Annotated in this window: 22 protein-coding genes and 1 tRNA gene; 2 read left to right on the plus strand and 21 right to left on the minus strand. The window is 69.4% G+C overall.

All coding sequences use genetic code 11. The features are described from left to right. Positions 1–37: 37 nt before the first annotated feature. The 11 genes from BJY20_RS00410 to BJY20_RS00460 form a co-directional block, all read right to left on the minus strand. Entirely contained in the window at positions 38–1,030 is a 993-nt protein-coding gene (locus BJY20_RS00410; protein ID WP_185989709.1) for a branched-chain amino acid ABC transporter permease, read from the minus strand. A 21-nt stretch (positions 1,031–1,051) separates the two neighbouring features. Beyond that, the gene (locus tag BJY20_RS00415; protein WP_185989710.1) at positions 1,052–2,446 is read right to left on the minus strand and encodes an ABC transporter permease subunit; all 1,395 of its coding nucleotides are present in this window, start codon (positions 2,444–2,446) and stop codon (positions 1,052–1,054) included. 175 nt (positions 2,447–2,621) lie between these two features. Continuing rightward, positions 2,622–2,695 (minus strand) — tRNA-Pro (locus tag BJY20_RS00420). 99 nt (positions 2,696–2,794) lie between these two features. Next, a complete protein-coding gene (gene der / locus BJY20_RS00425; protein ID WP_343062948.1) occupies positions 2,795–4,219 on the minus strand; it encodes a ribosome biogenesis GTPase Der in 1,425 nt (474 codons plus the stop codon). A 127-nt stretch (positions 4,220–4,346) separates the two neighbouring features. Beyond that, on the minus strand, positions 4,347–5,045 hold the full coding sequence (cmk, locus tag BJY20_RS00430; RefSeq protein ID WP_185989712.1) for a (d)CMP kinase: 699 nt from the start codon (positions 5,043–5,045) through the stop codon (positions 4,347–4,349). A 22-nt stretch (positions 5,046–5,067) separates the two neighbouring features. Next, on the minus strand, positions 5,068–6,192 hold the full coding sequence (locus tag BJY20_RS00435; protein ID WP_185989713.1) for a prephenate dehydrogenase: 1,125 nt from the start codon (positions 6,190–6,192) through the stop codon (positions 5,068–5,070). After that, a complete protein-coding gene (locus BJY20_RS00440; protein WP_185989714.1) occupies positions 6,189–7,115 on the minus strand; it encodes a pseudouridine synthase in 927 nt (308 codons plus the stop codon). The genes BJY20_RS00435 and BJY20_RS00440 overlap by 4 nt, the downstream gene beginning before the upstream one ends. Next, positions 7,112–7,765, minus strand: a complete 654-nt coding sequence (scpB, locus tag BJY20_RS00445; protein WP_185989715.1) for an SMC-Scp complex subunit ScpB — start codon at positions 7,763–7,765, stop codon at positions 7,112–7,114. Before scpB ends, BJY20_RS00440 begins: the two co-directional genes overlap by 4 nt. Next, entirely contained in the window at positions 7,758–8,651 is an 894-nt protein-coding gene (locus BJY20_RS00450) for a segregation and condensation protein A (RefSeq protein ID WP_185992384.1), read from the minus strand. The genes scpB and BJY20_RS00450 overlap by 8 nt, the downstream gene beginning before the upstream one ends. After that, complete coding sequence (locus BJY20_RS00455; protein WP_185989716.1) at positions 8,648–9,574, minus strand: ParA family protein; 927 nt, start codon at positions 9,572–9,574, stop codon at positions 8,648–8,650. Before BJY20_RS00455 ends, BJY20_RS00450 begins: the two co-directional genes overlap by 4 nt. Before the next feature lie 23 nt (positions 9,575–9,597). Beyond that, positions 9,598–10,509 carry a site-specific tyrosine recombinase XerD gene (locus BJY20_RS00460; RefSeq protein WP_246297183.1) on the minus strand — a complete coding sequence of 304 codons (912 nt, stop codon included), beginning with the start codon at positions 10,507–10,509 and terminating at the stop codon, positions 9,598–9,600. A gap of 609 nt (positions 10,510–11,118) precedes the next feature. Here BJY20_RS00460 and BJY20_RS00465 point away from each other — a divergent pair. Next, a complete protein-coding gene (locus BJY20_RS00465) occupies positions 11,119–11,550 on the plus strand; it encodes a helix-turn-helix domain-containing protein (RefSeq protein ID WP_185989717.1) in 432 nt (143 codons plus the stop codon). A 30-nt stretch (positions 11,551–11,580) separates the two neighbouring features. Here BJY20_RS00465 and hisS read toward each other — a convergent pair whose 3' ends face one another. Further along, positions 11,581–12,954 carry a histidine--tRNA ligase gene (gene hisS, locus BJY20_RS00470; RefSeq protein ID WP_185989718.1) on the minus strand — a complete coding sequence of 458 codons (1,374 nt, stop codon included), beginning with the start codon at positions 12,952–12,954 and terminating at the stop codon, positions 11,581–11,583. Next, positions 12,954–13,655, minus strand: a complete 702-nt coding sequence (locus tag BJY20_RS00475; protein WP_185989719.1) for an MBL fold metallo-hydrolase — start codon at positions 13,653–13,655, stop codon at positions 12,954–12,956. The genes hisS and BJY20_RS00475 overlap by 1 nt, the downstream gene beginning before the upstream one ends. A gap of 57 nt (positions 13,656–13,712) precedes the next feature. Between BJY20_RS00475 and BJY20_RS00480 the strand changes: the two genes are divergently transcribed. Beyond that, positions 13,713–15,089, plus strand: a complete 1,377-nt coding sequence (locus tag BJY20_RS00480) for a DUF349 domain-containing protein (RefSeq protein ID WP_343062717.1) — start codon at positions 13,713–13,715, stop codon at positions 15,087–15,089. 93 nt (positions 15,090–15,182) lie between these two features. Here the strand turns inward: BJY20_RS00480 and BJY20_RS00485 are convergent, their stop codons facing one another. The 8 genes from BJY20_RS00485 to ruvC form a co-directional block, all read right to left on the minus strand. Beyond that, the gene (locus BJY20_RS00485; RefSeq protein ID WP_185989721.1) at positions 15,183–17,477 is read right to left on the minus strand and encodes a RelA/SpoT family protein; all 2,295 of its coding nucleotides are present in this window, start codon (positions 17,475–17,477) and stop codon (positions 15,183–15,185) included. A gap of 9 nt (positions 17,478–17,486) precedes the next feature. Then, positions 17,487–18,014, minus strand: a complete 528-nt coding sequence (locus BJY20_RS00490) for an adenine phosphoribosyltransferase (protein ID WP_185989722.1) — start codon at positions 18,012–18,014, stop codon at positions 17,487–17,489. Beyond that, the gene (gene secF / locus BJY20_RS00495; protein ID WP_185989723.1) at positions 18,014–19,240 is read right to left on the minus strand and encodes a protein translocase subunit SecF; all 1,227 of its coding nucleotides are present in this window, start codon (positions 19,238–19,240) and stop codon (positions 18,014–18,016) included. Before secF ends, BJY20_RS00490 begins: the two co-directional genes overlap by 1 nt. Continuing rightward, positions 19,240–21,123, minus strand: coding sequence for a protein translocase subunit SecD (gene secD / locus BJY20_RS00500; protein WP_185989724.1), 1,884 nt, complete (start codon positions 21,121–21,123; stop codon positions 19,240–19,242). Before secD ends, secF begins: the two co-directional genes overlap by 1 nt. A 1-nt stretch (position 21,124) precedes the next feature. Then, positions 21,125–21,424 (minus strand): preprotein translocase subunit YajC, encoded by a 300-nt coding sequence (yajC, locus tag BJY20_RS00505; protein WP_185989725.1) that lies wholly within the window; start codon positions 21,422–21,424, stop codon positions 21,125–21,127. Between the two features lie 137 nt (positions 21,425–21,561). Then, positions 21,562–22,686: a Holliday junction branch migration DNA helicase RuvB gene (ruvB, locus tag BJY20_RS00510; protein WP_185989726.1), complete on the minus strand. Its 1,125-nt coding sequence runs from the start codon at positions 22,684–22,686 to the stop codon at positions 21,562–21,564. Beyond that, positions 22,683–23,285: a Holliday junction branch migration protein RuvA gene (ruvA, locus tag BJY20_RS00515; RefSeq protein ID WP_185989727.1), complete on the minus strand. Its 603-nt coding sequence runs from the start codon at positions 23,283–23,285 to the stop codon at positions 22,683–22,685. The genes ruvB and ruvA overlap by 4 nt, the downstream gene beginning before the upstream one ends. Further along, positions 23,282–23,818: a crossover junction endodeoxyribonuclease RuvC gene (gene ruvC / locus BJY20_RS00520; RefSeq protein WP_185989728.1), complete on the minus strand. Its 537-nt coding sequence runs from the start codon at positions 23,816–23,818 to the stop codon at positions 23,282–23,284. Before ruvC ends, ruvA begins: the two co-directional genes overlap by 4 nt. Positions 23,819–23,848 lie beyond the last annotated feature (30 nt).

Below are 23,848 nucleotides of genomic sequence, written 5' to 3' on the forward strand. Positions count from 1 at the left end.
ATCCCCCTTGGGTCCGTCCGCGATGCCGTGTTCCCGGTCATCGGACATCGAGCCTCAGCTCCTTCTGGTCACCGAGGATCCCCGCCGGCCGGTAGACCATCAGCAGGACCAGACCGAGGCCGACGAGGAGGAAGCGAGCTGCTCCGACGTCGCCGCTGTCGAGGATGCTCGAGGGAATGAGCCCGGAGGCCGTCGCGCTGCGCAGGAACGCATCGAAGAAGGTGACGATGAACCAGAACAGGATCGACCCCAGGACGGGGCCCATCACCCGACTCGCTCCGCCGAGGATGACGATCGTGTAGAGGTAGAAGGTCACCTTCGGGTCGTAGCTGTCCGGCTGGACGGACTGTGCGCTGATCGCCATGAGGACTCCGGCGAGGCCACCAATGGCACCGCCGAGCACGAGGCTCTGCAGCTTGAAGCTGTAGGCGCTCTTGCCCAGACTGCGGGCCGCGAGCTCGTCCTCGCGCACGGAGCGCAGCACGCGCCCCCAGGGACTGCTGATGAGCAGCTTGACCATGATGCAGCCCAGTGCCACCAGCCCCCACGTGACCGTCATCACCCACATCGAGCGGTGATCGAAGGTGACCCGGCCGAAACCGTACGTTCCGTCGGCCCAGGGGTTGATCGCGAAGAACTCGTCGGCGAACTGCCGCAGGCCGTAGACACCACCGGTGAGCGGCTCGAGGGTGCTCGACCGGTAGAAGTACCGAAGCACCTCGGCCGCAGCGATGGTGGCGATCGCCAGGTAGTCGCCCCGTAGTCGCAGGGTCGGCAGCCCCAGGATCAGGGCGAGGACGACGGCGCAGGCGATTCCCACGAGCACCCCGACCCACATCGACCACCCGAAGGTGGCCACGGAGACGGCGACGCCGTAGGCGCCGACGAGCATGAAGCCCACCTGACCGAAGTTGAGCAGGCCGGTGTACCCGAAGTGGATGTTGAGACCGATCGCGGACAGGGCGAAGATCGCCGCCTCGGGTCCGAACATTCCGCGAACGGCGTTACCGATGATGCTGGGCCAGTCCATTTCTCTCCTTGACTCGTCGGTCTAACCGACGCGCTCGGCCCGACCAAGAATTCCTTGGGGGCGCACGAGCAGGACGATGATGAGAGCCAGTAGTGCCCAGGCGTTCTGGAGCTCGGTGGGGAACCAGAGCGTCGACAGCTGGGCCACGAGACCGACGACCAGACTTCCGACCACGGCGCCGAAGGCGCTTCCGAGGCCACCGAGAATCACGCCGGCGAACATCAGCAACAGCAGGTTGAACCCCATGTCCCAGTAGACGGCTGTGGTCAGTCCGTAGAAGACGCCACCGAGGGCGGCCAGTCCGCCACCGAGGATCCACACGAAGAGGATCACTCGGTTGACGTCGATACCTGATGACTCGGCCAGGTCACGGTTGTCGGAGACCGCGCGCATGGCCTTCCCGATCCGCGTGCGCTGAAGCATCAATCCGACGCCGATGATGACGAGGATGGCGATGACCGTCACCGTGAGGTCCCGGGGCGTGATCGAGACCGGGCCGAAGTCGATCTCCTTCTGCAGCGCGTACTGGTCGTACTGCTGGCGCCTGCCGCCGTAGAGGACGAGGAGTAGGTGACGCAGGAACAGGGAGACACCGATCGAGATGATGAACATCTGGATCAGCCCGGTGCCTCTCAGCCGCAGTGGCCGCCACAACCCGCGCTCGAGAACGGCACCCGCGGCCCCGCCGATGAGGATGGCGAGGACCGCAGCCAGCGCGAGGGGGAGGTTGAAGGCCCCGGCGGAGAAGAAGAAGGCGGCGATGGCGCCGAGGGTGACCAGCTCCCCGTGGGCGAAGTTGATCAGTCCGGTGGTCCCGAAGACGAGGGAGAGTCCCACCGAGGTGATGGCGATGATCGTGCCGTACTTCACCCCTTCGACGACGAGTTGGAGGAAACGGCCGGTGAACCCACTGCCGCTGGTGCCGGCGGATCCGGAGTCGGCCTGCGGGTCCGAGGCGCCCTCATCACCGGATGACGTCGCGGATGTCGTGGGTGTCGCGGCCTCCTGCTGCTCGTCGTTGGCGATGAGCGCGAAGATCACGGTGGAGTCCCGTCCGGACCTGACCTCCACCTCGGGTAGTTCCTCGCCACCCTTGTCCCGCGTCTTCATACCCTTGGGCAGGGTGTCGACATCCAGGGCGACCGAGTATGTGCCGGGCTCGGGGACCTCGATGCGCCACTCCCCCTCGGCGTCCGTGGTCGCGGTGCCGACCTCACTCCCGTCAGCGGAGGCGGTCAGGGTGGCGCCCTTCACCGGTTCGCGGTCCGGCCCCCGCAAGGTGCCGGTGATTCCCACGCCGGTCGGCTCCTCGGCAGAGGTCGATGCTGTGGTCAGGGTGGTGCTCGCCCACGCAGCGGGCGCCACCAAGAGGGTGAAGAGCAGCGCCGCAAAGGCCACCGCGAAGCGCGTTCGCACGTGCTGTCCTCCGGAAACGTCGTTGTTCGTAACGGTGTGGAGCGTAGCGTCACAACAGGGGATCTGGTGACCGGATGCTGGACAGTCACCTGACTGTGACCTTACTCGGTGGGATCACTCGATTCCGGACATGAAACCGCCCTCGATCTGCAACTGCGGATCGAGGGCGGGTCGGTCGGGCTGACAGGATTTGAACCTGCGACCCCGTGACCCCCAGTCACGTGCGCTACCAAACTGCGCCACAGCCCGTGGCTGCTCCCTCAGGAGCCACGTCACCTTATCCCACGCGGGCCGCGCCATCACAATCGACCCACTGTGTGTCCGGGACGCTTACTGCCCCAGCGCCGCTCAGCGCCGCCGGCGCCTCTCTCGCACCCTCACCGAGATCTCGATCGGGGTGCCGTCGAAGCCGAACTCCTCCCGCAGGCGCCGCTCCAGGAAGCGTCGGTAGCCGGCCTCGAGGAAGCCAGAGGTGAAGATCACGAAGCGGGGGGGACGGGTGGATGCCTGGGTCGCGAAGAGGATCCGCGGCTGCTTGCCTCCCCGCACGGGGTGGGGGTGACCGGCCACGATCTCCCCGAGGACGCCGTTGAGCCGGGAGGTGGGGATGCGGCGGTCCCACGACGCAAGAGCCGTGTCCAGGGCGGGCGTCAGCTTGTCCACGTGGCGACCGGTGAGCGCGGAGACGTTCACGCGCGGCGCCCAGGTGACCCGGACGAGCTCACGGTCGATCTCCTTCTCGAGGTAGTAGCGCCGCTCCTCGTCGAGCAGATCCCACTTGTTGTAGGCGATGACCAGGGCCCGACCGGTCTCGACGACCTGGCTGATGATGCGCAGGTCCTGCTCGGTGATCGACTCGTGGGTGTCGATGAGGACGACTGCGACCTCAGCCTTCTCCAGCGCTGCCTGCGTACGCAGGGAGGCGTAGAAGTCGGCTCCCCGGGTCTGGTTGACCCGTCGTCGGATCCCGGCGGTGTCGACGAAGTTCCACGGGCGGCCGCCGAGCTCGATGATCTCGTCGACGGGGTCGCGGGTGGTCCCGGCGACGTCGTCGACGACGACCCGCTCCTCCCCCGCGAGGCGGTTGAGCAGACTCGACTTGCCCACGTTGGGGCGGCCCACCAGGGCCACTCGACGGGGCCCTCCCTGCAGCGGGGCCTTGCCGGCGGCCGAGACCTGCGGCAGCACGTCGAGGACGGCGTCCAGGACGTCACCACTTCCCCGGCCGTGCAGCGCCGACAGGGGCATCGGTTCACCGAGTCCGAGGTTCCACAGGGCGGCTGCATCGGCCTCGAAGCGCTGGTCGTCGACCTTGTTGGCGACCAGCACGACCGGCTTGCCGGAGCGGCGCAGCAGCTTGACGACCGACTCGTCGTCGTCTGTGGCGCCGACGATGGCGTCAACGACGAAGATGACCACATCGGCCATCTCGATCGCGACCTCGGCCTGCTCGGCCACCCGTAGGTTGATCCCCTCGACACCGATCTCCCAGCCACCAGTGTCCAGCAGCGTGAAGTCGCGGCCGGCCCACTCCGCGTCGTAGGCGACGCGATCGCGGGTGACCCCCGGCGTGTCCTCCACCACGGCCTCGCGGCGCCGCAGGATGCGGTTGACCAGGGTCGACTTGCCGACATTGGGTCGCCCGATGATCGCGACGACGGGAAGGGGGCCGGTGGGCGTGTCGTCGACCGTCTCCTGAAAACCGTCGATGAGCGCCCGGTCCTCCGGCGTCAGCTCGAAGTCATCCAGACCCGCGCGCAGGACGCGCTCGATGCCATCGGCATGCTGCTCGTGCCCAGCGTCGGTCGGCTCGGGAGTGGTGTCCACGGTGCTCCTGGTGAAATCGGTTGGGAGTGACCCATTGTCGCAGTCATCGCCACGATGACCGCACGTGTGGGCGTCAGCTGGCCCACGCGGCGCGGACCACGGTCAGCACTGCCTCGACCGAGCCGTCGAAGTCCAGGTCCGAGGTGTCGACGGCGACGACACCGTCGGCGGCGACGGTGAACTGCGAGACGGTGGAGTCGTCTTGGTCCCGCCGCACGACCTGGTCGCGGGTGGCGGCGATCGCGGCCTCGTCGCTGGCTCCGTGCACCTCGAGGGAACGGCGACGCAGCCGGGCCTCCTGGCTCGCGGTGAGCAGGATGCGCACGGGAGCATCGGGGGCGACCACGGTGGTGATGTCACGCCCCTCGGCGACGCATGTGCCCCGACGCGCCGCGATGTCCTCGATGAGGGCCCGCTGGCGTCGCTGCATCTCGGTGCGCACCGCCGGCACGGTGGCCACCCGCGAGACCCGCGACGAGATCCCACTGCTGCGGATCGCCTCGGCAACATCGGTCCCCCCGACGTGCACGCTGGGTGCCGACGGATCGTCACCCATCTCCAGCGGTAGTGACAGTGCCGCCGCGCTGATGGCCTCGGGGTCCTGCAGGTCGACCTCGTCGTGCAGGCACCGCCACGTCAGGGCGCGGTACATCGCTCCGGTGTCCAGGTAGCCGCCGCCGACGCTGCTGGCGACGGCCCTCGAGACACTCGACTTGCCGGATCCGGAGGGTCCGTCGATGGCGATGACGAAGGGTGTGGGCTGGCTGGTCACGAGGGGTCAGCCTAGTCGCTCCTCAGCCGTGGATCTGCCAACCCCGTGACTGCAGCGCCTCGGTAAGGGGTCCGGCGACCTGCGGCAGCACGTGGACCTCGGCCAACCCGAAGGGCAGGCCGAGGCCGTGGTCGAGCCGCAGGTCCTCGAGGTTGACGCCCTCCTCACCGATCTCGACGAGCAGTCGGGCCAGCTCACCGGGACTGTCGTCGACGACGACGCTGACGACCGCATACGTCGCCGTGCCGGCACCGTGCTTGCCCGGGATCCGCGAGTGCCCGGCGTTGCCGTCGGCGATGCTGCGCGCCAGGACGGCACGGGCTCCGGGCGCATCGGCGACGTTCGCCTCCTCCCCCAGCGCCTCCAGCGCGGTGACCACCCGGGTGACATCCGTGGACAGGTCGCGCAGGATCGCGGCCACGGCCGGAGCGTTGCCGGAGAGGATCTGGGTCCACAGCCCGGGGTCGCTGGCCGCGATCCGGGTGACGTCCCGCACTCCTTGGCCGGCAAGCCCGATGGCCTGCTCGCTCAGGTGCTCCAGACGCGCGGCGACGAGGGAGGCAGCCACCTGCGGCACGTGCGAGACGGCGGCCACGGCGGCATCGTGGTCGAGCGGGCTGAGTGTGCTCACCGCAGCGCCGGTCGCCCGGGCGAGGCGGCCCACGAGCTCGGTGGCCCGGCCGTCGGTGGTCTCGTGCGGGCAGAGCACCCATGCCCGGCCCTCGAAGAGGTCGGCCCGGCCGCTGATCGCGCCTGAGCGTTCGCGACCGGCCATCGGGTGGGAGCCCAGGTATCGGTCCAGCGCCACCCCGGCCCGCACGACATCGGCGAGGATGACCTGCTTGACGGACGTGACGTCGGTGACGACTGCCTCCGGCCACCGGCGCAGCGACTCCAGCACCAGGCCGGGGGCGACGTCGGGGGGCGTGGCGACGACCACAAGTCCCGGGGCCACTTCGCCGGTGATCCGCCCGGCCCCCAGGTCACGGGCCAGGGCCACGGATGTCTCGGACTGGTCCTCGAGGGAGACGTCGACGCCGACCGCCCGCAGCGCCAGTCCGACGCTCGTACCGATCAGTCCGGTACCGATGACGTGTACCGGCGGGAGTCCGGAGGCGGCACCCTTCGCCTCCGCCGAGGTCGTCACAGCCCCGCGGCCTTGTAGAGCTTGCCGATCTCGTTGCGGTTGAGCGGTCGCCACCGACCGGACTTCGTCGTGCCGAGCGCGATCGGACCGACCTGCGTGCGCACGAGCGAGAGCACCGGGTGGCCGACCTGCTCGAGCATCCGGCGCACGATGTGCTTGCGGCCCTCGTGCAGGATCACCTCGACGATCGCCTTCCCCGGGCGGGAGTCGATGATCCGGAAGGAGTCGACCGCGACCGGCCCGTCGTCGAGCTCGATGCCCTCGCGCAGGCGCTTGCCGAGGTCCTTGGCCACCGGCCCGGGGACCTCGGCGACGTAGGTCTTCAACACGCCGTGGGCGGGGTGCTGCAGGCGGTGTGCCAGGTCCCCGTCGTTGGTGAGGATCAGCAGTCCCTCGGTGTCGGCGTCCAGCCGGCCGACGTGGAAGAGCCGCTCGGGGCGCCCTGCGACGTAGTCACCGATGTTGAGCCGCCCGAGCTCGTCGGACATCGTCGTGACGACCCCCACCGGCTTGTTGAAGGCGAGGTAGACCCGCGACTCGTCCAGCTGCACGCGCTCACCGTCGACGTGCACCGTCTGGTTGAGGGGGTCGACCCGCACCCCGAGCTCGGTGACCACGTGGCCGTCGACCATCACGCGGCCGTCGGTGATCAGCTCCTCGCACGCGCGGCGGGAGCCGATTCCCGCAGCGGCGAGCACCTTCTGCAGTCGAGTGCCCTTGGGGTCGTGGACATCGATCCGGGGTCCCTTGGGCTCCGGCGGGGCGAGGTCGGGCTGACCGGGCCGAGTACGTCCGGTCGTGCCCCGGTCGGGCTGTTGGCGGCCCTGTCCGGACCGTCGGCGCTGGCCCGGGCCGCGGTTGGGGCCGCGGCCGCTGGGTGCTCCGGAGCCACCGGAGGGGCGTCGGTTGCGGGGCGGGGTCATGGGCGGGCCTCACTCACGAGATCGTCGAGCACTGCTGCATCGGGGAGGTAGGGGGCGAGCGGGGGCAGGTCGTCCAGGGAGTTCAGTCCCATCCGCTCGAGGAAGTAGGGGGTCGTGCCGTAGAGGGTCGCGCCGGACTCCTCGTCCTTGGTGACCTCGGTGATCAGTCCGCGGGTGAGCAGGGTGCGCACCACGCCGTCGACGTTGACGCCGCGCACGGCGCCGATGCGGGCCCGCGAGACCGGCTGGCGGTAGGCGATGACCGCGAGGGTCTCCAGCGAGGCCCTCGTCAGCTTGGCCTGCTGCCCGTCCAGGATGAATCGCTCGACGACCGGCGCGTAGGCGGCATGGCTGTAGAAGCGCCACCCGCCGCCGACGTTGCGCACGGTGAAGCCGTGGTCGCCGCCGGCGTACTCGAGCTCGATGGTCGTCAGGAGGGTGCGCACCTCCTCGACGGGGAGTTCCAGCACGGACGCGAGGGCGAAGTCGCTCACGGGCTCCTCGACGACCATCAGGACGGCCTCGATCGCCCCCTTCGCTCCCCCGGGCAGCTCGCCGACGTCGAAGGCGACCTGGACGTCCTCACCCTCCGGCCCGGAGGCGACGTCCGCCTCCTCGGGGAGGTCGGCGCGGTCGGTGGGCTCACTCATCGTTGTTCTCTCCATCATCGGGCGAAGGGGGCGGCGCATCCGCTTCGTCGAACTCGGCGCCAACCTCCACGGTGCCATCGTCGCTGCCGGTCCACCGCACCTCCAGCTCGCCGAGTGCCTCCTGCTGGTCGAAGACGACCTGCTGGTCGCGGAATAGCTCGAGAAGTGCCAGGAAGCGTGCGACCACCATCTGGGTGGAGTCCGCGTCCGCCACCAGGGTGGCGAAGGAGAGGGTGCCCTCGGCGCGCAGCCGGTCGACGACCAGGACGGCCTGCTCACGCACGCTCACGGCGGAGGCGTGCAGGTGGGTCAGCCCGACGGTCTCCGGCTCTTTGGGGGTCAACGTCCGCGCGGCCACCATCGCCAGCTGCTCCGGGGTGACGGTCATGACCAGCTCCGGCAGCAGCGTGGCCAGACGCGGCTCCAGGCCGGCCTGCCGCGGGGTCATCCGGCCGGTCGTGGCCATCGTCGCCTCGACATGATCGGCCACGTCCTTGAAGGCGCGGTACTGCAGCAACCGGGCGAAGAGCAGGTCCCGCGCCTCGATCAGCTCCAGGTCCTCCTCGTCGGTCTCCCTGGTGTTGGGCAGCAGCCGGGCGGCCTTGAGGTCCAGCAGTGTCGCGGCGACGAGAAGGAACTCGCTGGTCTGGCCGAGGTCCCATGCGGGCTCGCTGGCCTGCAGCGCCCGCAGGTGTGCCATGAACTCGTCGGTGACCCTGGCAAGGGAGATCTCGGTGATGTCCAGCTGGTGCTTGGAGATCAGGCCGAGCAGCAGGTCGAAGGGGCCCTCGAAGTTGTCCAGGTGGACGGTGAAGGCCTTCTCGGACCCGCGTGTGGTGATGACCCCGCCGGGAACCGCGGTGTCAGCGCCGTTCACGGCCGTCAGGGCGACCCGCCGCGCGAGATGAGCTCGCGGGCCAGCTGTCGGTAGGCGTTCGCGCCGGAGTGGCCCGTGGCGTAGGTGGTGATCGGCTCGGCGGCGAGCGTGGCGTCGGGGAACTTCACCGTGCGGGAGATGACGGTGTGGAAGACCTTGTCACCGAAGTGCTCGACGACCGACTCCACGACCTCACGGCTGTGCAGGGTGCGCCCGTCGTACATCGTCCCGAGGATCCCGTCGATGTTCAGTGCGGGGTTGAGCCGGTCGGTGATCTTGTCGATCGTCTCGACGAGCAGGGCGACGCCACGCATGGCGAAGTACTCGGTCTCGAGCGGGATGATCACGCCGTGGGCGGCGGTCAGCGCGTTGACGGTGAGCAACCCGAGTGAGGGCTGGCAGTCGATGAGGATGACGTCGTAGTCGTCGACGACCGGGCGCAGCACACGCGAGAGGATCTGCTCGCGGGCGACCTCGCCGACGAGCTGGACCTCCGCGGCGGACAGGTCGATGTTGGCCGGGGCCACGTCCAGACCCTCGACCGAGGTGCGCTGGATGATCTCGCCGATGTCGTGGCCACGCGAGACCAGCAGGTCGTAGATCGTCGTGTCGAGCGAGTGCGTGGGCACGCCCAGACCGACGGACAGTGCACCCTGGGGGTCGAAGTCGACGAGCAGCACACGACGTCCGGCCTCGACCAGTGCGGCGCCGAGGTTGATCGTCGTGGTCGTCTTGCCGACCCCGCCCTTCTGGTTGCACATCGCGATGATGCGCGCCGGGCCGTGGGAGGCCAACGGCTGGGGCTCCGGGAACGTGGGCAGGGGTCGACCGGTCGGCCCGTTCTGGGTCCACTCGTGCTCGATGTCGAGCGGCGGCGTCACCTCGGATGCCACAGTCGGATCACTCCATCGCGTCTCGCGTACGTTCAGCATCTCGCTGATCAGCGATGACACTATCAGCGGGCACGGGGGTGACTCTGCGCATAGACCTCACGCAGTTGCTGGACGGTCACCATCGTGTAGATCTGCGTGGTCGTCACGGACGCGTGCCCCAGCAGCTCCTGGACCACCCGCACGTCGGCGCCGCCCTCCAGCAGGTGGGTCGCGAAGGTGTGGCGGAGCGTGTGCGGTGAGACGTGACCGGTCAGGCCGGCGCGCTCCGCAGCGGCGGTGATGACCGTCCACGCGCTCTGCCGGGAGAGGCGGGCCCCTCGCTGGTTGAGGAAGAGCGCGGGACCCGCCTTCCCCTTGGCGCCCAGACCGGGCCGTCCACGCACCAACCAGACCTCGACGGCCTCGCAGGCGTAGGAACCGAGCGGCACGATCCGCTCCTTGCCACCCTTGCCGAAGAGTCGCGCCGCTCCCGCCTCGAGGTCGAGGTCGTCCACGTCCAGGCCGACGGCCTCGGAGATGCGCGCCCCGGTCCCGTACAGCACCTCGAGCAGGGCCCGGTCGCGCAGCGGCAGCGCCCCGTCGCCGACGCCGGCCGCGTCGAGCAGCCGCGTCACCTCCCCCACGCTGATGGCCTTCGGCAGGCGCGAAGGGGGCGCCGGCGGGGCGACGTCCCCGGCAGGGTCGTGCGGGGTCTCCCCCTCGAGGACAAGGAACTTGTGCAGTCCGCGCACGGCGGTCAGCGAACGGGCGGCCGAGCTGGCGGCCAACGGCGGATGGTTCTCGTCACCGGAGCGCAGGGAGGCGAGGAATCCGGCGACGTGGGCCTCGGTGACCTGGTTCGGTGCGGTGACACCTTGGCTGACCAGGTGGTCGAGGTATCGCCGTGAGTCGCGCGTGTAGGCCGTCAGCGTGTGGGCGGAGACTCCTCGCTCGACGTCCAGCTGCGTCAGCCAGGTCCGCACGGCCCGCTCCATCGGGGTCGTGCTCACGGACAGCGTTTCCCTTCCGCAGACGTGGGTGACTTCGTCGGGCCGTGGACACGCCATTGTGCCCACGGGTGGCGAAGCCACGTCGGGAGTTTAGGCGGCGTGTGTGACGGACACCATGCCTGTGTCCGATTCGCAATGATCGTCTGATTGGACCGGCATCTCGCGACGACGAGCGGTGCATTCGTGCTGGTGATTCGCGCCTACGCTCCTGCTCCACGACGCGGTCAGTGCTCGCGAGATGGAGCAGGAGCGTAGGCGGTTGAACCCACGTTTCGCCCGCTGTGGAACCTGTCAGCACCTTCGGCTACCGCGCGGGCGACCCGCGCGTTCTCGTCCACAAGCAGCCGGCACGCACTGGTACGGCCCACGACCCTTCGCCCCCCGGTAGCGAGCTATCCGGGTCGGGGATGAAGTGGGGACATGGACTCAGCCCAGGACGACGATGATGCGGGCTTTTCGTGCCCAACGCCCTGTACGTGGTGTGCGGGTCAGGGGGACGGAGCCTGCGAGGACTGTCTGCCCTGCCTCTACTGGCCACACACTGTGCCGATCGAGAAGGTCGCCCCGCCGCCACTCCCCGGCAGGACCTCGCCCGTGCTTTCGGACATCCTCGCATCAGAGCGCGCGCGGATCACCCTCGGGCAACGGATCGGACTCGTCCTGAGGCGCCATCGACGGGAGTGCCGTCACAGCCAACGCGACACCGCACAGGAGCTCGGGTGGAGCCGCTCCGCCCTCGCCAGGGCCGAGGTTGATGCATCGGCTCTGGCGCTGCACAAGATCGAGGTGCTGCTCTCGCTGACCGGCCATCGGCTCGCCATCGTCCCCGACACCGGGGCAACCGCTAGTTCCCTCGGCGAGGACGATGACCTGGCCTGGGGCGTTCCCGATCTCATTGCCCGTGATGCGGGCGGGCGACGACTCCCGGCCGCCAGCACCGTGCGCTTCCGGCCCTCGACAGAGCGCTTGGTCGACGGGCGGAGCATCGGCCACGAGAGCCCCTGGGTGTGGACGCACCCGGAGTGACTCGCATGGTCGTGGGTCGTCGGGACGGGGTCACTCCCCCAGACGCACGACCTGCGGACGCAGGTCCTCCTGCGGGCACTGCCATGAGGACGCATCCGCGTCGATCTGCTCGCCGGAGCGGATGTCCTTGACCTGGTCATCCGCCTCCCCTGCACCCGGGAACCACACGTAGGGAATACCCCGACGCTCCGCGAAGCGGATCTGTTTGCCGAACTTCGCTGCGGCAGGCGCCACCTCGCACGGGATCCCGCGGGACCGCAACCGAGTGGCGACTGCGACGGAGGCCGGCCGGCTCCCTTCGTCCGTGACGGCCACGAGGACCGCGCTCGGGGACCTGCGGCTGGCGCCGACCAGACCCTTGCCGAGCAGCAGGCCGAGCAGACGGGAGAGGCCGATGGAGATGCCGACGCCCGGGTAGGTGTTCTTGCCGTCGCTGGCCAGCTCGTCGTAGCGCCCGCCCGAGCAGAACGAGCCCCACGACTCGTACCCGACGAGCTGGGTCTCGTAGACCGTGCCGGTGTAGTAGTCGAGTCCCCGCGCGATGCGCAGGTCGGCGACCATCGCGCCGGGTGCGGCTGCGGCGCCGGTCTCGATGACGGCGGACAGCGCCGCGAGGCCCTCGTCGAGGACCGGGTGCTCCACGCCGAGGTCGCGGACGCGCTCGACGAAGGTGGTGTCCTGCGTCCGGATCGCCGCCAGGTCCAGAACGGCCCGTGCCTGCTCGGGCGTGCGGCCGGCGTCGACGAGCAGGGCCGCGACCTTCTCCGAGCCGACCTTGTCCAGCTTGTCGACGATGCGCAGGGTGTCCTGGATCTCGGTCACGTCGTCCGCACCGATACCCAGACCGCGGTAGAAGCCCTCGGGGATCTTGCGGTTGTTGACCTGGATGACCATCTCGGGGATGGGCAGCCCGGCGAAGACCTCGGCCATGACCAGCGGCATCTCGGCCTCGAAGTGCGGCGCGAGCTCCCCCACGTCGACGACGTCGATGTCGCACTGGGTGAACTCGCGGTAGCGCCCCTCCTGGGGGCGCTCGCCGCGCCAGACCTTCTGGATCTGGTGGCGGCGGAAGGGGAAGTTGAGTCGACCGGCGTTCTCGACCACGTAGCGGGCGAAGGGGACGGTCAGGTCGAAGTGCAGCCCGAGCTCGGCCTCTCCGCGCCCTCCGGCCCCACCCTCGTCAGCGAGTCGGTGGATGCCGTAGATCTCCTTGTCGGCGTCACCGCCCTTGCCGAGCAGTCGTTCCACGGGCTCGACCGAGCGGGTCTCGATCGAGGGGAATCCGTGCAGCTCGAAGGTGGCACGGATGACGTCGAGGAAGTGCTGCTCGATGATCCGCTGCTCGGGCAGGTACTCCGGGAAGCCGGAGAGGGGCTTGACCTTGGTCGGTCGGGTATCGCTCATCACAGTCCTTGCAGGTACGGATTGGTCGCCTTCTCGCGGGCCAGCGTCGTCGCCGGGCCGTGGCCGGGCAGGACGAGGCTGGAGTCGGGCCGCGGATGGACGACCTCGCGAAGGGAGCGCTGCATCGCCTCTGCCGAGCCGCCGGGCAGGTCCGTCCGGCCGATGGAGCCGGCGAAGAGCACGTCACCGGTGATCAGGGTTCGGTCGACCTCGGCCTCGTCCGGGATCCCGTCGGGCAACCCGGGGAGGGAGAACATCACCGATCCCTCGGTGTGGCCGGGCGCATGGACCACATCCAGGTCGATCCCGGCCACCGAGACTGTCTGGCTGTCGGTGATCTCGACGACGTGCTCGGGCTCGCGCCAGCTCGCCTTCCTGCCGAACTGCTGCTCGAGCATCCCGGTCAGCTGATCCCCGAGCGAGGAGCTGCCCAGCGGGTCCTCGAGGCGGTAGCGGTCGTCGGAGTGGATGTAGGCCGCGAGTTCACCGCCGCACACCGGGGTCACCGAGTAGACGTGGTCGATGTGGCCGTGGGTCAGCAGCACCGCCGCCGGCTTGAGCCGGTGCGTCGTGAGCACCTCACGGAGGCTCTCCTCGATCCCGATACCGGGGTCGACGACGAGGCACTCCTCGCCGGGTCCGTCCGCGAGGACATAGCAGTTCGTCCCGAAGGCCTGCGCCGGGAAGGAGATGGTCAGCACGGACCAAACCCTACGTGGGGCCACTCATCCGGCGCGCGAATGGGTAGCCTCGGGAGTGTGAGCGACGAGACAGATGCCCCGCGCCCTACGGCGCCATCGCCAGCAGCCTTGGCCAAGCTGGCTCCCACCCGACCGGCTGTGACCCCGGCCCCCGAGGTCCACGGGGTCACGGACGACCACAGCGCGTCCGCTGCCTTCGGCCGGGCCGACGAGGAAGGACGTGTCTTCGTCCGTGACGGGCAGGAGGAACGTGAGGTCGGTTCCTACCCGGGCGTCTCGCCGGAGGAGGCCCTGCAGTACTTCGCCCGCAAGTACGACGAGCTCTTCGCCTCCGCCGGGCTGCTGCGTCAGCGCCTCGACTCCCCCGAGGTCACCGCCAAGGAGGTCGCGGACGGCCTGAAGTCCCTGCACGAGCACGCGGCCGAGCCCAACGTCGTCGGTGACCTGCCGGCTCTGGCCGCCCTCATCGCCGAGGTGGACGCGGGCCTGGCCGAGAAGCGCCGGCACGAGGCCACCGAGCGGGCCGCGGCGAAGAAGGTGGCGGCGGCCGAGCGCGAGGTCATCGTCGCGGAGGCGGAGAAGATCGCCGCGCAACCGGTGGAGAAGGTGCAGTGGAAGCAGTCCACGGCCCGGATGCGTGCGCTGCTCGATGAGTGGAAGGCGCACCAGCGCGGCAAGGTCCGACTGGACAAGGATGTCGAGGCCCCGCTGTGGCAGCGCTTCTCCAAGGCACGCAACGGCTTCGACAAGGCACGTCGGGCCCACTTCGCCAAGCTCGAGCAGTCCCGTGGCGAGATCAAGGCACAGAAGGAGGACCTCGTCGCCGAGGCCGAGCGCATGTCCTCCTCGACCGACTGGAATGCCACCGCCGGCGCCTACAAGCGGTTGATGGACCAGTGGCGACGGGCCGGCCGCGCGGGACGTGCCGACGACGACCGGCTCTGGGAGCGCTTCCGTACCGCCCAGGACGCCTTCTTCAATGCCAAGGACGCCGAGGCGGCCAAGGAGGACGAGTCCTTCCGCGGCAACCTCGAGGTGAAGGAGGGCATCCTCGCCGAGGCTGAGGCGCTCCTACCGGTCAAGGACCTGGCGAAGGCGAAGGGCGCACTGCGCGACATCCAGGAGCGCTGGGAGGCTGCGGGCAAGGTCCCGCGGGGCGACATCGACCGCATGGAGAAGGGAATGCGCCGGGTCGAGCAGACCGTGCGCGACGCCGAGGACAAGAAGTGGGCCTCGGTCAATCCGGAGAAGTCCGCCCGGGCCGCCTCCATGGTCACCCAGCTCGAGTCGAAGGTCACCGATCTCGAGGCCGACCTGGCGAAGGCCGAGGCCAAGGGCGACACATCACGTGCCGCCAAGGTCCGCGAGCAGATCGACGCCCAGCAGATGTGGCTGGACCAGGCCCGCAAGGGCCTCGACGAGTTCGGCGGCTGAACGCCACACCGAGCGTCCCAAGCAGTCCCGAGACCACGACACGGTCGGTCTCGGGGCTGCCGCCATGACTGGCGACGTGGTGCCCCGCGCGGGTCAGTCCTTGCTGGGCAGCTGACCGCCGGTGATGCGGAAGGCATCGAAGACCGACTCGGTGCGCTTCACCTGCTGGATGACGTGGCTGAGGTGCCCGGTGTCGCCCATCTCGAAGGTGAATCGCAGGATCGCCACGCGGTTGCGGGAGGTGTGCACGGTGGCGGAGAGGATGTTCACCCCCGACTCCGACAACACCCGGGTGACGTCGGAGAGCAGCGCGGAACGGTCGAGGGCCTCGACCTGGACCTGCACGAGGAAGAGGCTGGAGCTGCTGGGAGCCCACTCGACCTCGATGAACCGCTCCGACTCCTTCTGCAGCGACTTGGCATTCGTGCAGTCCGTGCGGTGCACGGAGACGCCGTTGCCGCGGGTGATGAAGCCCATGATCGCGTCGCCGGGCACCGGGGTGCAGCACTTGGCGAGCTTGACCCACATGTCGTCGACGCCCTTGACGACGACGCCCGGGTCCGCGTCGCTGCGCCGATGACGGGGCGGTCCGGGCAGCGTGGCCTCGGCCAGGTCCTCGGTGGCCCCGTCCTCACCGCCGGCGGCCGCGATCAGCCGCGAGACCACGTGCTGGGCGGAGACGTGCCCCTCCCCGACCGCTGCGTACAGGCCGTCGACGTCCTGGCGGCGCAGCTCGCTCGCGACGGAGGTCAGGCTCTCCACGGACAGGATCCGTTGCAGCGGCAGATTCTGCTTGCGCACGACCTTGGCGATGGCCTCCTTGCCGGAGTCGACCATCTCCTCCCGGCGCTCCTTGGTGAACCACTGCTTGATCTTGTTGCGTGCCCGCGCCGAGCGGACGAAGTTCAGCCAGTCGCGCGAGGGACCAGCGCCCTCGGCCTTGGAGGTGAGCACCTCGACGGCGTCGCCGTTGTCCAACGCGGAGTCCAACGGCACCAGTCGGCCGTTGACCCGCGCACCGATGCACCGGTGGCCGACCTCGGTGTGCACCGCATAGGCGAAGTCCACGGCAGTGGAGCCGGCCGGCAGGGCGATGACCTGCCCCTTGGGCGTGAAGGCGTAGACCTCGTTCGTGCTGATCTCGTAGCGCAGGGAGTCCAGGAACTCGCTGGGGTCCGCCGTCTCACGCTGCCAGTCCAGCAGCTGACGCAACCAGGCCATATCCCCGACCTGTCCGTCATCGACGACCTGGCCGCTGTCGGGACTCGCCCGGTCCTTGTACTTCCAGTGCGCAGCGACGCCGTACTCGGCCCGACGGTGCATCTGGTGGGTCCGGATCTGGATCTCGACCGGCTTGCCCTGCGGACCGATGACGGTCGTGTGCAGGGACTGGTACATGTTGAACTTCGGTAGTGAGATGTAGTCCTTGAACCTCCCGGGAAGGGGGTTCCACCGGGCGTGCAGCGCGCCGAGCGCCGCGTAGCAGTCCCGGACCGTGTCGACGAGGACGCGCACCGCCACGAGGTCGTAGATCTCGCCGAACTCCCGACCCCCGACGATCATCTTCTGGTAGACGGAGTAGTAGTGCTTCGGCCGGCCCGTGACCGTCGCCTTGATCTTGGCCTCGCGCAGATCCAGGACGACCTGGGACCGGACGGTGGCGAGGTACTCCTCACGGGCGGGTGCCCGCTCGGCGACCAGGCGCACGATCTCCTCGTAGACCTTGGGGTACAGGGTCGCGAAGGACAGGTCCTCCAGCTCCCACTTGATCGTGTTCATCCCCAGGCGGTGCGCCAGCGGTGCGTAGATCTCGAGCGTCTCCTGGGCCTTGCGCTGGGCAGACTGCACGGACACGTACCGCCAGGTGCGGGCATTGTGCAGTCGGTCGGCGAGCTTGATCACCAGCACCCGGATGTCCCTGGCCATGGCGACGATCATCTTGCGCACGGTCTCGGCCTGCGCGCTCTCGCCGTAGGTGACGTTGTCCAGCTTGGTCACGCCGTCGACGAGCTTGGCCACCTCTGCCCCGAACTCCTCCTCGAGGTCGTCGAGGCTGTAGTCGGTGTCCTCGACCGTGTCGTGGAGCAGCGCGGCGGCCAGCGTCAGCGGGGTCATCCCCAGCTCGGCCAGGATGGTCGTCACGGCGAGTGGGTGCGTGATGTAGGGGTCGCCGCTCTTGCGCCGCTGCCCGCGGTGCTTCTGCTCGGCGACGTCGTACGCCCGCTCGATGATCGATACGTCGGCCTTGGGGTGGCTCTGACGCACGATCGTCAGCAGCGGGTCGAGTACCCCAGGAGTGGCTGCTCGTCCGCCGCCGATCCGCGCCAAGGAGGCGCGCGCCAAGGACCGCGGGGAGAACCCCCCGGTACTCGTGTTGCGCTCACTCATGCAGAGAGCCTAGACCGTCGCCAGGCTCCGCACGGCGTACCCCTCCAGAAGTGTTCGCCCGTCGAGCGCCGCGATCTCCGTCAGGACCTCCACAGCGACAACGCTTCCCCCGCACAGCTCGATGAGCCGACAGCCCGCGGCCGCCGTCCCCCCGGTCGCGAGGACGTCGTCGACGACGAGGACCCGAGCGCCGTCGGGCAGGTCCTGCGCATGCACCTCGACTCGCGCGCTGCCGTACTCGAGGGCGTAGTCCACGCCGACCGTCGGGCCGGGCAGCTTGCCCGCCTTGCGCACCGGCAGGAAGCCGACACCCAGCTCCATGGCCACTGCCGCGCCGAAGATGAACCCTCGGGCCTCGAGCCCCGCGACGAGGTCCACCCGGCCCCGGTACGGGTCGGCGTGCGCCTGCACCGCCTCGGCGAGGAGCTCGCCGTCGGCCAGGACGGGGGTGATGTCCTTGAAGGTCACCCCCGGTTGCGGGAAGTCCTCGACATCGCGCACGGTCGCGAGGATCCGCTCGGCCAGGGACCCGCGCATCAGCCTCGCCGCCGCTTGCGGGGTGTCTTCTTCGGCTGGTTGCGCGGTCCCGGCGACTGGGCGTACTTGTGCACCTTGCGGCCGGTGACCGTCTGGGCATCGCCCTCGACGGGTGCGGAGCCACCGTCGACGGTGGAGCTCGGTGAGGAGGCCGACTCCCCCTTCGCCGCCGTGGCCGCGCCCGGCGCACCGGAGACCGGGGCGAGCTCCGGCCCAGTCGTCGTCCGCTCCAGCTCCCGCTGTCGGCGAGCCTGGAACTTCTCCGCATCGTCGGCGAGCTGGACCACCTCGGGGTCCCTGCGCCGCAGGTCCACCAGCAGCGGCGTGGCGATGAAGATCGAGGAGACGGCACCGACCGACATGCCGATGAACAACGCGAGCGAGAGGTCCAGCAGCGTCCCGGGGCCGAGATAGGCGAATCCGATGACGAGCACGGCGATGATCGGCAGCACGGCGATGACCGTGGTGTTGATCGAGCGCACGAGCGTCTGGTTCACGGCGAGGTTGGCTGCCTCGGCGAAGCTCTTGCGCCGGTTGGCGAAGGCTGCGCGGGTGTTCTCCTTGACGTGGTCGAAGACCACGACCGTGTCGTAGAGGGAGTACCCCAAGACGGTCAGGAAGCCGATCAACGAGGCCGGGGAGACCTCGAATCCGACCCACGTGTAGATGCCGACCGTGATGAACATGTCGTGGGCGAGGGCCACCATCGAGGAGACGGCCATCTTCCAGTTGCGGTAGTACAACGTCATCATCAACGTCGTCAGCAGCAGGAAGACCACGAGGGCCCGCAGCGCCTGCTTGCTCACCGACTCACCCCACGAGGGGCCGATGAGGTTCGAGCTGATCTGGTTCGACTTCACGTCGAAGGCCGTGGCGAGCTCGTCGTTGACGTCGCGGATCTCGTCGGCCGGCAGCTCCTCGGTCTGGACACGCACGATGTCACCACCGACGGTGGAGACATTCGCCGAGGCCGAGGAGCCGACGACCTCGCGCACGGCTTGGGTCGCCCGGGACTCGTAGTCCGCGGGCGCCTGCTGGGTGGCCACCCGGAACTCCGAACCACCGGTGAACTCCAGGGAGAAGTTCAACGGTCGCACGATGAAGCCCAGGGCAGCGATCACCAACAGCACGGCCGAGACCTTGTACCAGGTCTTGGACCGACCGACGAAGTTGAACGATCGTCGGCCGGTGTAGAGGTCATTTCCCCAGTCCGCGACGCGACTCATCAGGCGTTCCCTCCTGCCGGGCGGACGGCTGGGTCGATGTCGACCTGGCCACGTCCTCGATAGCGCAACTTCGCCTCCCGCAGCGTGTTCACGTCAAAGCCGGACCACGGGTGGCCGGAGGCGAAGAACTTGTTGCGCGCGAGGATCGTGAGCATCGGGTGGGTGAAGAGCCAGAAGATCGCCAGGTCGATCAGCGTCGTCAGGCCCAGGGTGAAGGCGAAGCCACGCACCCCGGAACTGGCCAGGACGTACAGGACGACCGCGGCGATGAAGTTGACGCCGTCGGCGACGAGGATCGTGCCCTTGGCCCGGGCCCAGCCGGCCTCGACCGCGGCGCGCAGGTTGCGTCCCTCACGCAACTCGTCCCTGACTCTCTCGAAGTAGACGATGAAGCTGTCCGCGGTGACACCGATGGCGATGATCAGACCTGTCACGCCCGCCATGTCGAGGCGATAGTTGTACCCCCAGGACAACAGGGCGATGGCCAGGTAGGTGATCCCGAACGCGACGACCATCGAGCCGACCACGACGACCGACAGGGCGCGGTACTGCACCAGGGCGTAGAGCAGCACGATGAACAGACCGATGATGCCGGCGATGATGCCGAAGCGCAGCTGCTCGGAGCCCAGCGTGGGGCTGATGTCCTGGCGGGTCTGCAGGTCGAAGGACATCGGCAGCGCACCGAACTTCAGTGACTGGGCCAGGCTGCGGGCTTCGTCGATGTCGAAGCCGGTGATGCTCGCCCGTCCGCTCGGGATGGCCTCGTTGAAGCCGGGTGCGATGAGCACCTGGGAGTCGAGCACGGCCGCCAGTGCGTTGTAGGACCCCGGGGGGTTGACCGGCGAGGTGGTGTTGAGCGGCTGCATGCCGACCATCTTCTGGGAGATCTCCTTGTACTTCTCGCGGCCGTCGCTCGTGAGCGTCAGCGAGATCTCCGGGTTGTTGGTCTGGGCGCCCTGCGGGCTGACCTGGTAACCGGCCTCGGCATCGTCGATGTCCTTGCCGGGGACGACGACGGGTCCGAGCACGTATTTCAGCGCCCCGTCCTGGGAGCAGGCCACGATCGGGTCCTTCGTCGCCACGGGCGCCTGCTCCGGTGGCTCCGAGCAGTCCAGCTCCTGGAACGTGTTCCACAGCTTCGTGGACACGTGGTTGGGGTCCATCGGACCCGTCGGCTTGCCGGAGGGGGTCCAGTCGATCCCGGCAGCCGGGTCCTGGGCCGGCTGACCCTCGCCATTCGAGGGCGTCTCGTCCTGCGCCGGCGTCGTCTCGTCGGAGGTGGACGACTTCGTGGGATCGTCCGAGGGTGCGGTCGGCTCGGCAGACGTCTCCACCGACTGGGCGCCACCGTCGGAGGACTCCTTGTCGGAGGTATTCCCGTCGGAAACCTTCTCGTCGGCGGACTTCTCTCCGTCGCCCGTGCCGGACGTCGGTGACTCGGTACCCGACGGGGTCGGCTCAGCGGCCTTCGTACTGCCGACGGCGGTGGCCAGGACCGGGCGGAACTGCATCTGCGAGGAGGCCGAGATGGCCTCCTCCTGCTCCTCGGTCGGCGTACCCGGCATGGCGACCACGATGTTGCTGTCACCCTGCGTGGTCACCTCGGCGCCGGTCGTGCCCTGGGAGTCGATGCGCTGGACGATGATGTCGCGTGCCTGGGCCAGCTGATCGGACGAGACGGCCGACCCCTCCACCCTCGGTTCGAGGACGATCTGCGTACCACCGGCCAGGTCCAGGCCCAGTCGCGGGGCCCACGTCGCGCTCTGCTTGGCGACGCCGTAGCTGAGCGCTCCGACGAGCACGAGAATGCCCACGAAGAGCCAGATCAGTGTGCGGGTGGCGTTGTCCCTGCGGGCAGCGTCCTTGCTGCGGCGAGCCTCCACGTCAGTCCTGCCCGTTGTCGGTCGACGTCTGGGTGCCGGTCTCGGCCTTCATCCCGATCGCCCGACGGTCGAGGGTGAGGATCGTTCCCGGGGCGACTTCGAGGCGAACCCGGTCCTCATCGAGGTCGGTGATCCGGCCGAGGATCCCCGAGGTCGTGAAGACCTCGTCCCCCACCTGCAGGGATGCGGAGAACTGCGCCATGGTGCGCTGCCGCTTCCTGGCGGAGTAGAGCATGAAGCCGATGAGCAGCAGCGGGAGGATGAGCAGGAGCAGGCTGGCGGTCTGCGAGCCTTGGTTCATGAGTGGGACTTCCTGGGTCGGGACCGATCGGTCAGGTCGACGTCACAGTGGCTCGGGAGGCCCCGAGCCAATGGCCGAGTCTAATCAGGCCACCGCCGTGACCAACGGGTAGGCCGGTGACGGGGTTCCGCGCGGCGTCATCCGAGGCGTCCGGCCTCAGGGTCGTCAGGCAGGGGAAGGGGGGTCTGTGCCCCTGCCGGAGGGCTCAGGTCGAGGTGCTGCCAGGCCGCGGGCGTCGCCAGGCGCCCCCGGGGGCTGCGCACGATGTAGCCCTGTCGCACCAGGTAGGGCTCGGCCACCGTCTCCACGGTGTCCGTCTCCTCCCCGACGGAGACCGCGAGGGTGGACAGGCCGACCGGCCCCCCACCGAAGCGACGGCACAGGGCGTCCAGGACGGCCCGATCAAGGCGGTCCAGACCGATCTCGTCGACGTCGAAGAGGGCCAGTGCCCGGTGGGCCGCATCGAGCCCGACCCGGCCGGTGCCGTGCACCTGGGCCCAGTCCCGCACCCGTCGCAGCAGCCGGTTGGCCACGCGCGGGGTCCCGCGGGAGCGCCGGGCGATCTCGGCCAGGGCATCCCCGTCCGACTCGACCTCGAGCAGGCCTGCGCTGCGGGCGAGGATCTTCTCCAGGTCGGCATCGTCGTAGAAGTCGAGGTGACCGGTGAAGCCGAAGCGGTCTCGCAGCGGCGCCGGCAGCAGTCCTGCCCGGGTGGTCGCGCCCACGACGGTGAAGGGGGGCAGCTCCAGCGGGATGGCGGTGGCACCCGGGCCCTTGCCGACGATGACGTCCACCCGGAAGTCCTCCATCGCGAGGTAGAGCATCTCCTCGGCGGGACGTGACATGCGGTGGATCTCGTCGAAGAAGAGCACCTCCCCCTCGGTCAGCGAGGACAGGACGGAGGCCAGGTCACCGGCGTGCTGGATCGCGGGGCCGGAGGTGACCCGGATCGGCTGCTCGAGCTCGGCCGCGACGATCATCGCCAACGTGGTCTTGCCCAGACCGGGAGGGCCGGAGAGCAGGACGTGATCCGGGGGCGAGCCGCGTCGGCGGGCGGCCTCGAGGACGAGCCCGAGCTGGTCGCGCACCTTCGGCTGGCCGGGGAAGTCGGCGAGCCTACGCGGTCGCAGCGCGGCCTCGACGACCCCGTCGTCGTCCGTGCTCCCGGCATCGACGATCCGGGCGGTCGCGTCGTAGGACCCGTCGCCTTCCCGGGGGTCGTCCTCGGCCACACGGATCTCGGAGCTGAAGCCATCGCTCATCGCGCGAGCACCTGCAGGGCCGCCTTGAGTGCTGTGGACACGTCAGCAGGTCCGTCATCGTCGCCGCCCTCGCGGGAGACCTTGTCCACCGCGTCCGTGGACTGCCTGCTCGAGTAGCCGAGCCCGACCAGGGCCTCGGTGACCTGGTCGTGCCATCCCCCGGCACCAGCGGGTGCCTTCGTCGCCCTCGCCCCGGGGACCTCGGGCAGCTTGCCGCGCAGCTCGAGGGCAATGCGCTCCGCGCCCTTCTTGCCGATGCCCGGCACCTTCGTCAGCGTCGCGATGTCGTCGGCGGCCACGGCCGCCGACAGCTCCTCGGGGCTGAGCACCGACAGCAGCGCCATGGCCACGCGGGGCCCGACCCCGGTGACCGTCTGTGCCAGCTCGAAGGTGTCGCGCTCCCCCGCTGCGGAGAAACCGTAGAGGGTCATCGAGTCCTCGCGCACGACCATGCTCGTCGCCAGCTCCACCTCTGCCCCGTGGCGGCAGCCGGCGGCCACGGCGGGTGGCGTGTGCACCAGCAGACCGACGCCGTGGACGTCGACCACGATGCGATCCAGTCCGACGTGGCCGGCGACCCCGCGTACCGAGGCGATCATCGGGCCGCCACCGCCCGCTGGCGGGCTCTCTCGCCGGCAGCTGCGAGCTCGCGTCGAGCCTGACCGGCGCCCCGCCACTGGTGGCAGATGGCCAGGGCGAGGGCGTCGGCCGCGTCCGCCGGCCGGGGAGCCTCGTCGAGGGTGAGGATGCGCGTGACCATGGTGGCCACCTGCGCCTTGTCGGCGCGCCCGGACCCGGTGACCGCGGCCTTGACCTCGGTCGGCGTGTGGAGCACGACCGGGAGTCCGCGGCGTGCCCCGGCAAGCAGGACGAGGCCGCTCACCTGGGCGGTGGTCATGACGGTGGGCACGTGGTCGGCAGCGTAGACCCGCTCCAGGGCGATCGCGTCGGGCTCGAATCGGTCCACCCACGAGTCGAGCTGGTCCTGGATGTAGACGAGCCGGTCCCCCGGGGAGCGCTGCGCGCTGGTGCGCACGACGCCGACGGCAACCATGCGCAGGTCACGGGCCCGGCCGTCGACGACTCCGAGGCCGCACCGGGTCAGTCCCGGGTCCACGCCGAGCACGCGCACGTGCACCCTCCTCGATCCGACGGCAGCGCG

This window comes from Janibacter cremeus, assembly GCF_013409205.1.
Classification (GTDB): domain Bacteria; phylum Actinomycetota; class Actinomycetes; order Actinomycetales; family Dermatophilaceae; genus Janibacter; species Janibacter cremeus.

What these genes read in the sequence shown, in the direction of transcription:
- BJY20_RS00410 (WP_185989709.1), bottom strand. Translation starts at nt 1,030, where the DNA reads ATGGACTGGCCCAGCATCATCGGTAACGCCGTTCGCGGAATGTTCGGA.
- BJY20_RS00440 (WP_185989714.1), bottom strand. Translation starts at nt 7,115, where the DNA reads ATGACCCCGCCCCGCAACCGACGCCCCTCCGGTGGCTCCGGAGCACCC.
- scpB (WP_185989715.1), bottom strand. Translation starts at nt 7,765, where the DNA reads ATGAGTGAGCCCACCGACCGCGCCGACCTCCCCGAGGAGGCGGACGTC.
- BJY20_RS00455 (WP_185989716.1), bottom strand. Translation starts at nt 9,574, where the DNA reads ATGCTGAACGTACGCGAGACGCGATGGAGTGATCCGACTGTGGCATCC.
- BJY20_RS00460 (WP_246297183.1), bottom strand. Translation starts at nt 10,509, where the DNA reads ATGGAGCGGGCCGTGCGGACCTGGCTGACGCAGCTGGACGTCGAGCGA.
- hisS (WP_185989718.1), bottom strand. Translation starts at nt 12,954, where the DNA reads ATGAGCGATACCCGACCGACCAAGGTCAAGCCCCTCTCCGGCTTCCCG.
- BJY20_RS00485 (WP_185989721.1), bottom strand. Translation starts at nt 17,477, where the DNA reads ATGAGTGAGCGCAACACGAGTACCGGGGGGTTCTCCCCGCGGTCCTTG.
- BJY20_RS00490 (WP_185989722.1), bottom strand. Translation starts at nt 18,014, where the DNA reads ATGCGCGGGTCCCTGGCCGAGCGGATCCTCGCGACCGTGCGCGATGTC.
- secF (WP_185989723.1), bottom strand. Translation starts at nt 19,240, where the DNA reads ATGAGTCGCGTCGCGGACTGGGGAAATGACCTCTACACCGGCCGACGA.
- yajC (WP_185989725.1), bottom strand. Translation starts at nt 21,424, where the DNA reads ATGAACCAAGGCTCGCAGACCGCCAGCCTGCTCCTGCTCATCCTCCCG.
- ruvB (WP_185989726.1), bottom strand. Translation starts at nt 22,686, where the DNA reads ATGAGCGATGGCTTCAGCTCCGAGATCCGTGTGGCCGAGGACGACCCC.
- ruvA (WP_185989727.1), bottom strand. Translation starts at nt 23,285, where the DNA reads ATGATCGCCTCGGTACGCGGGGTCGCCGGCCACGTCGGACTGGATCGC.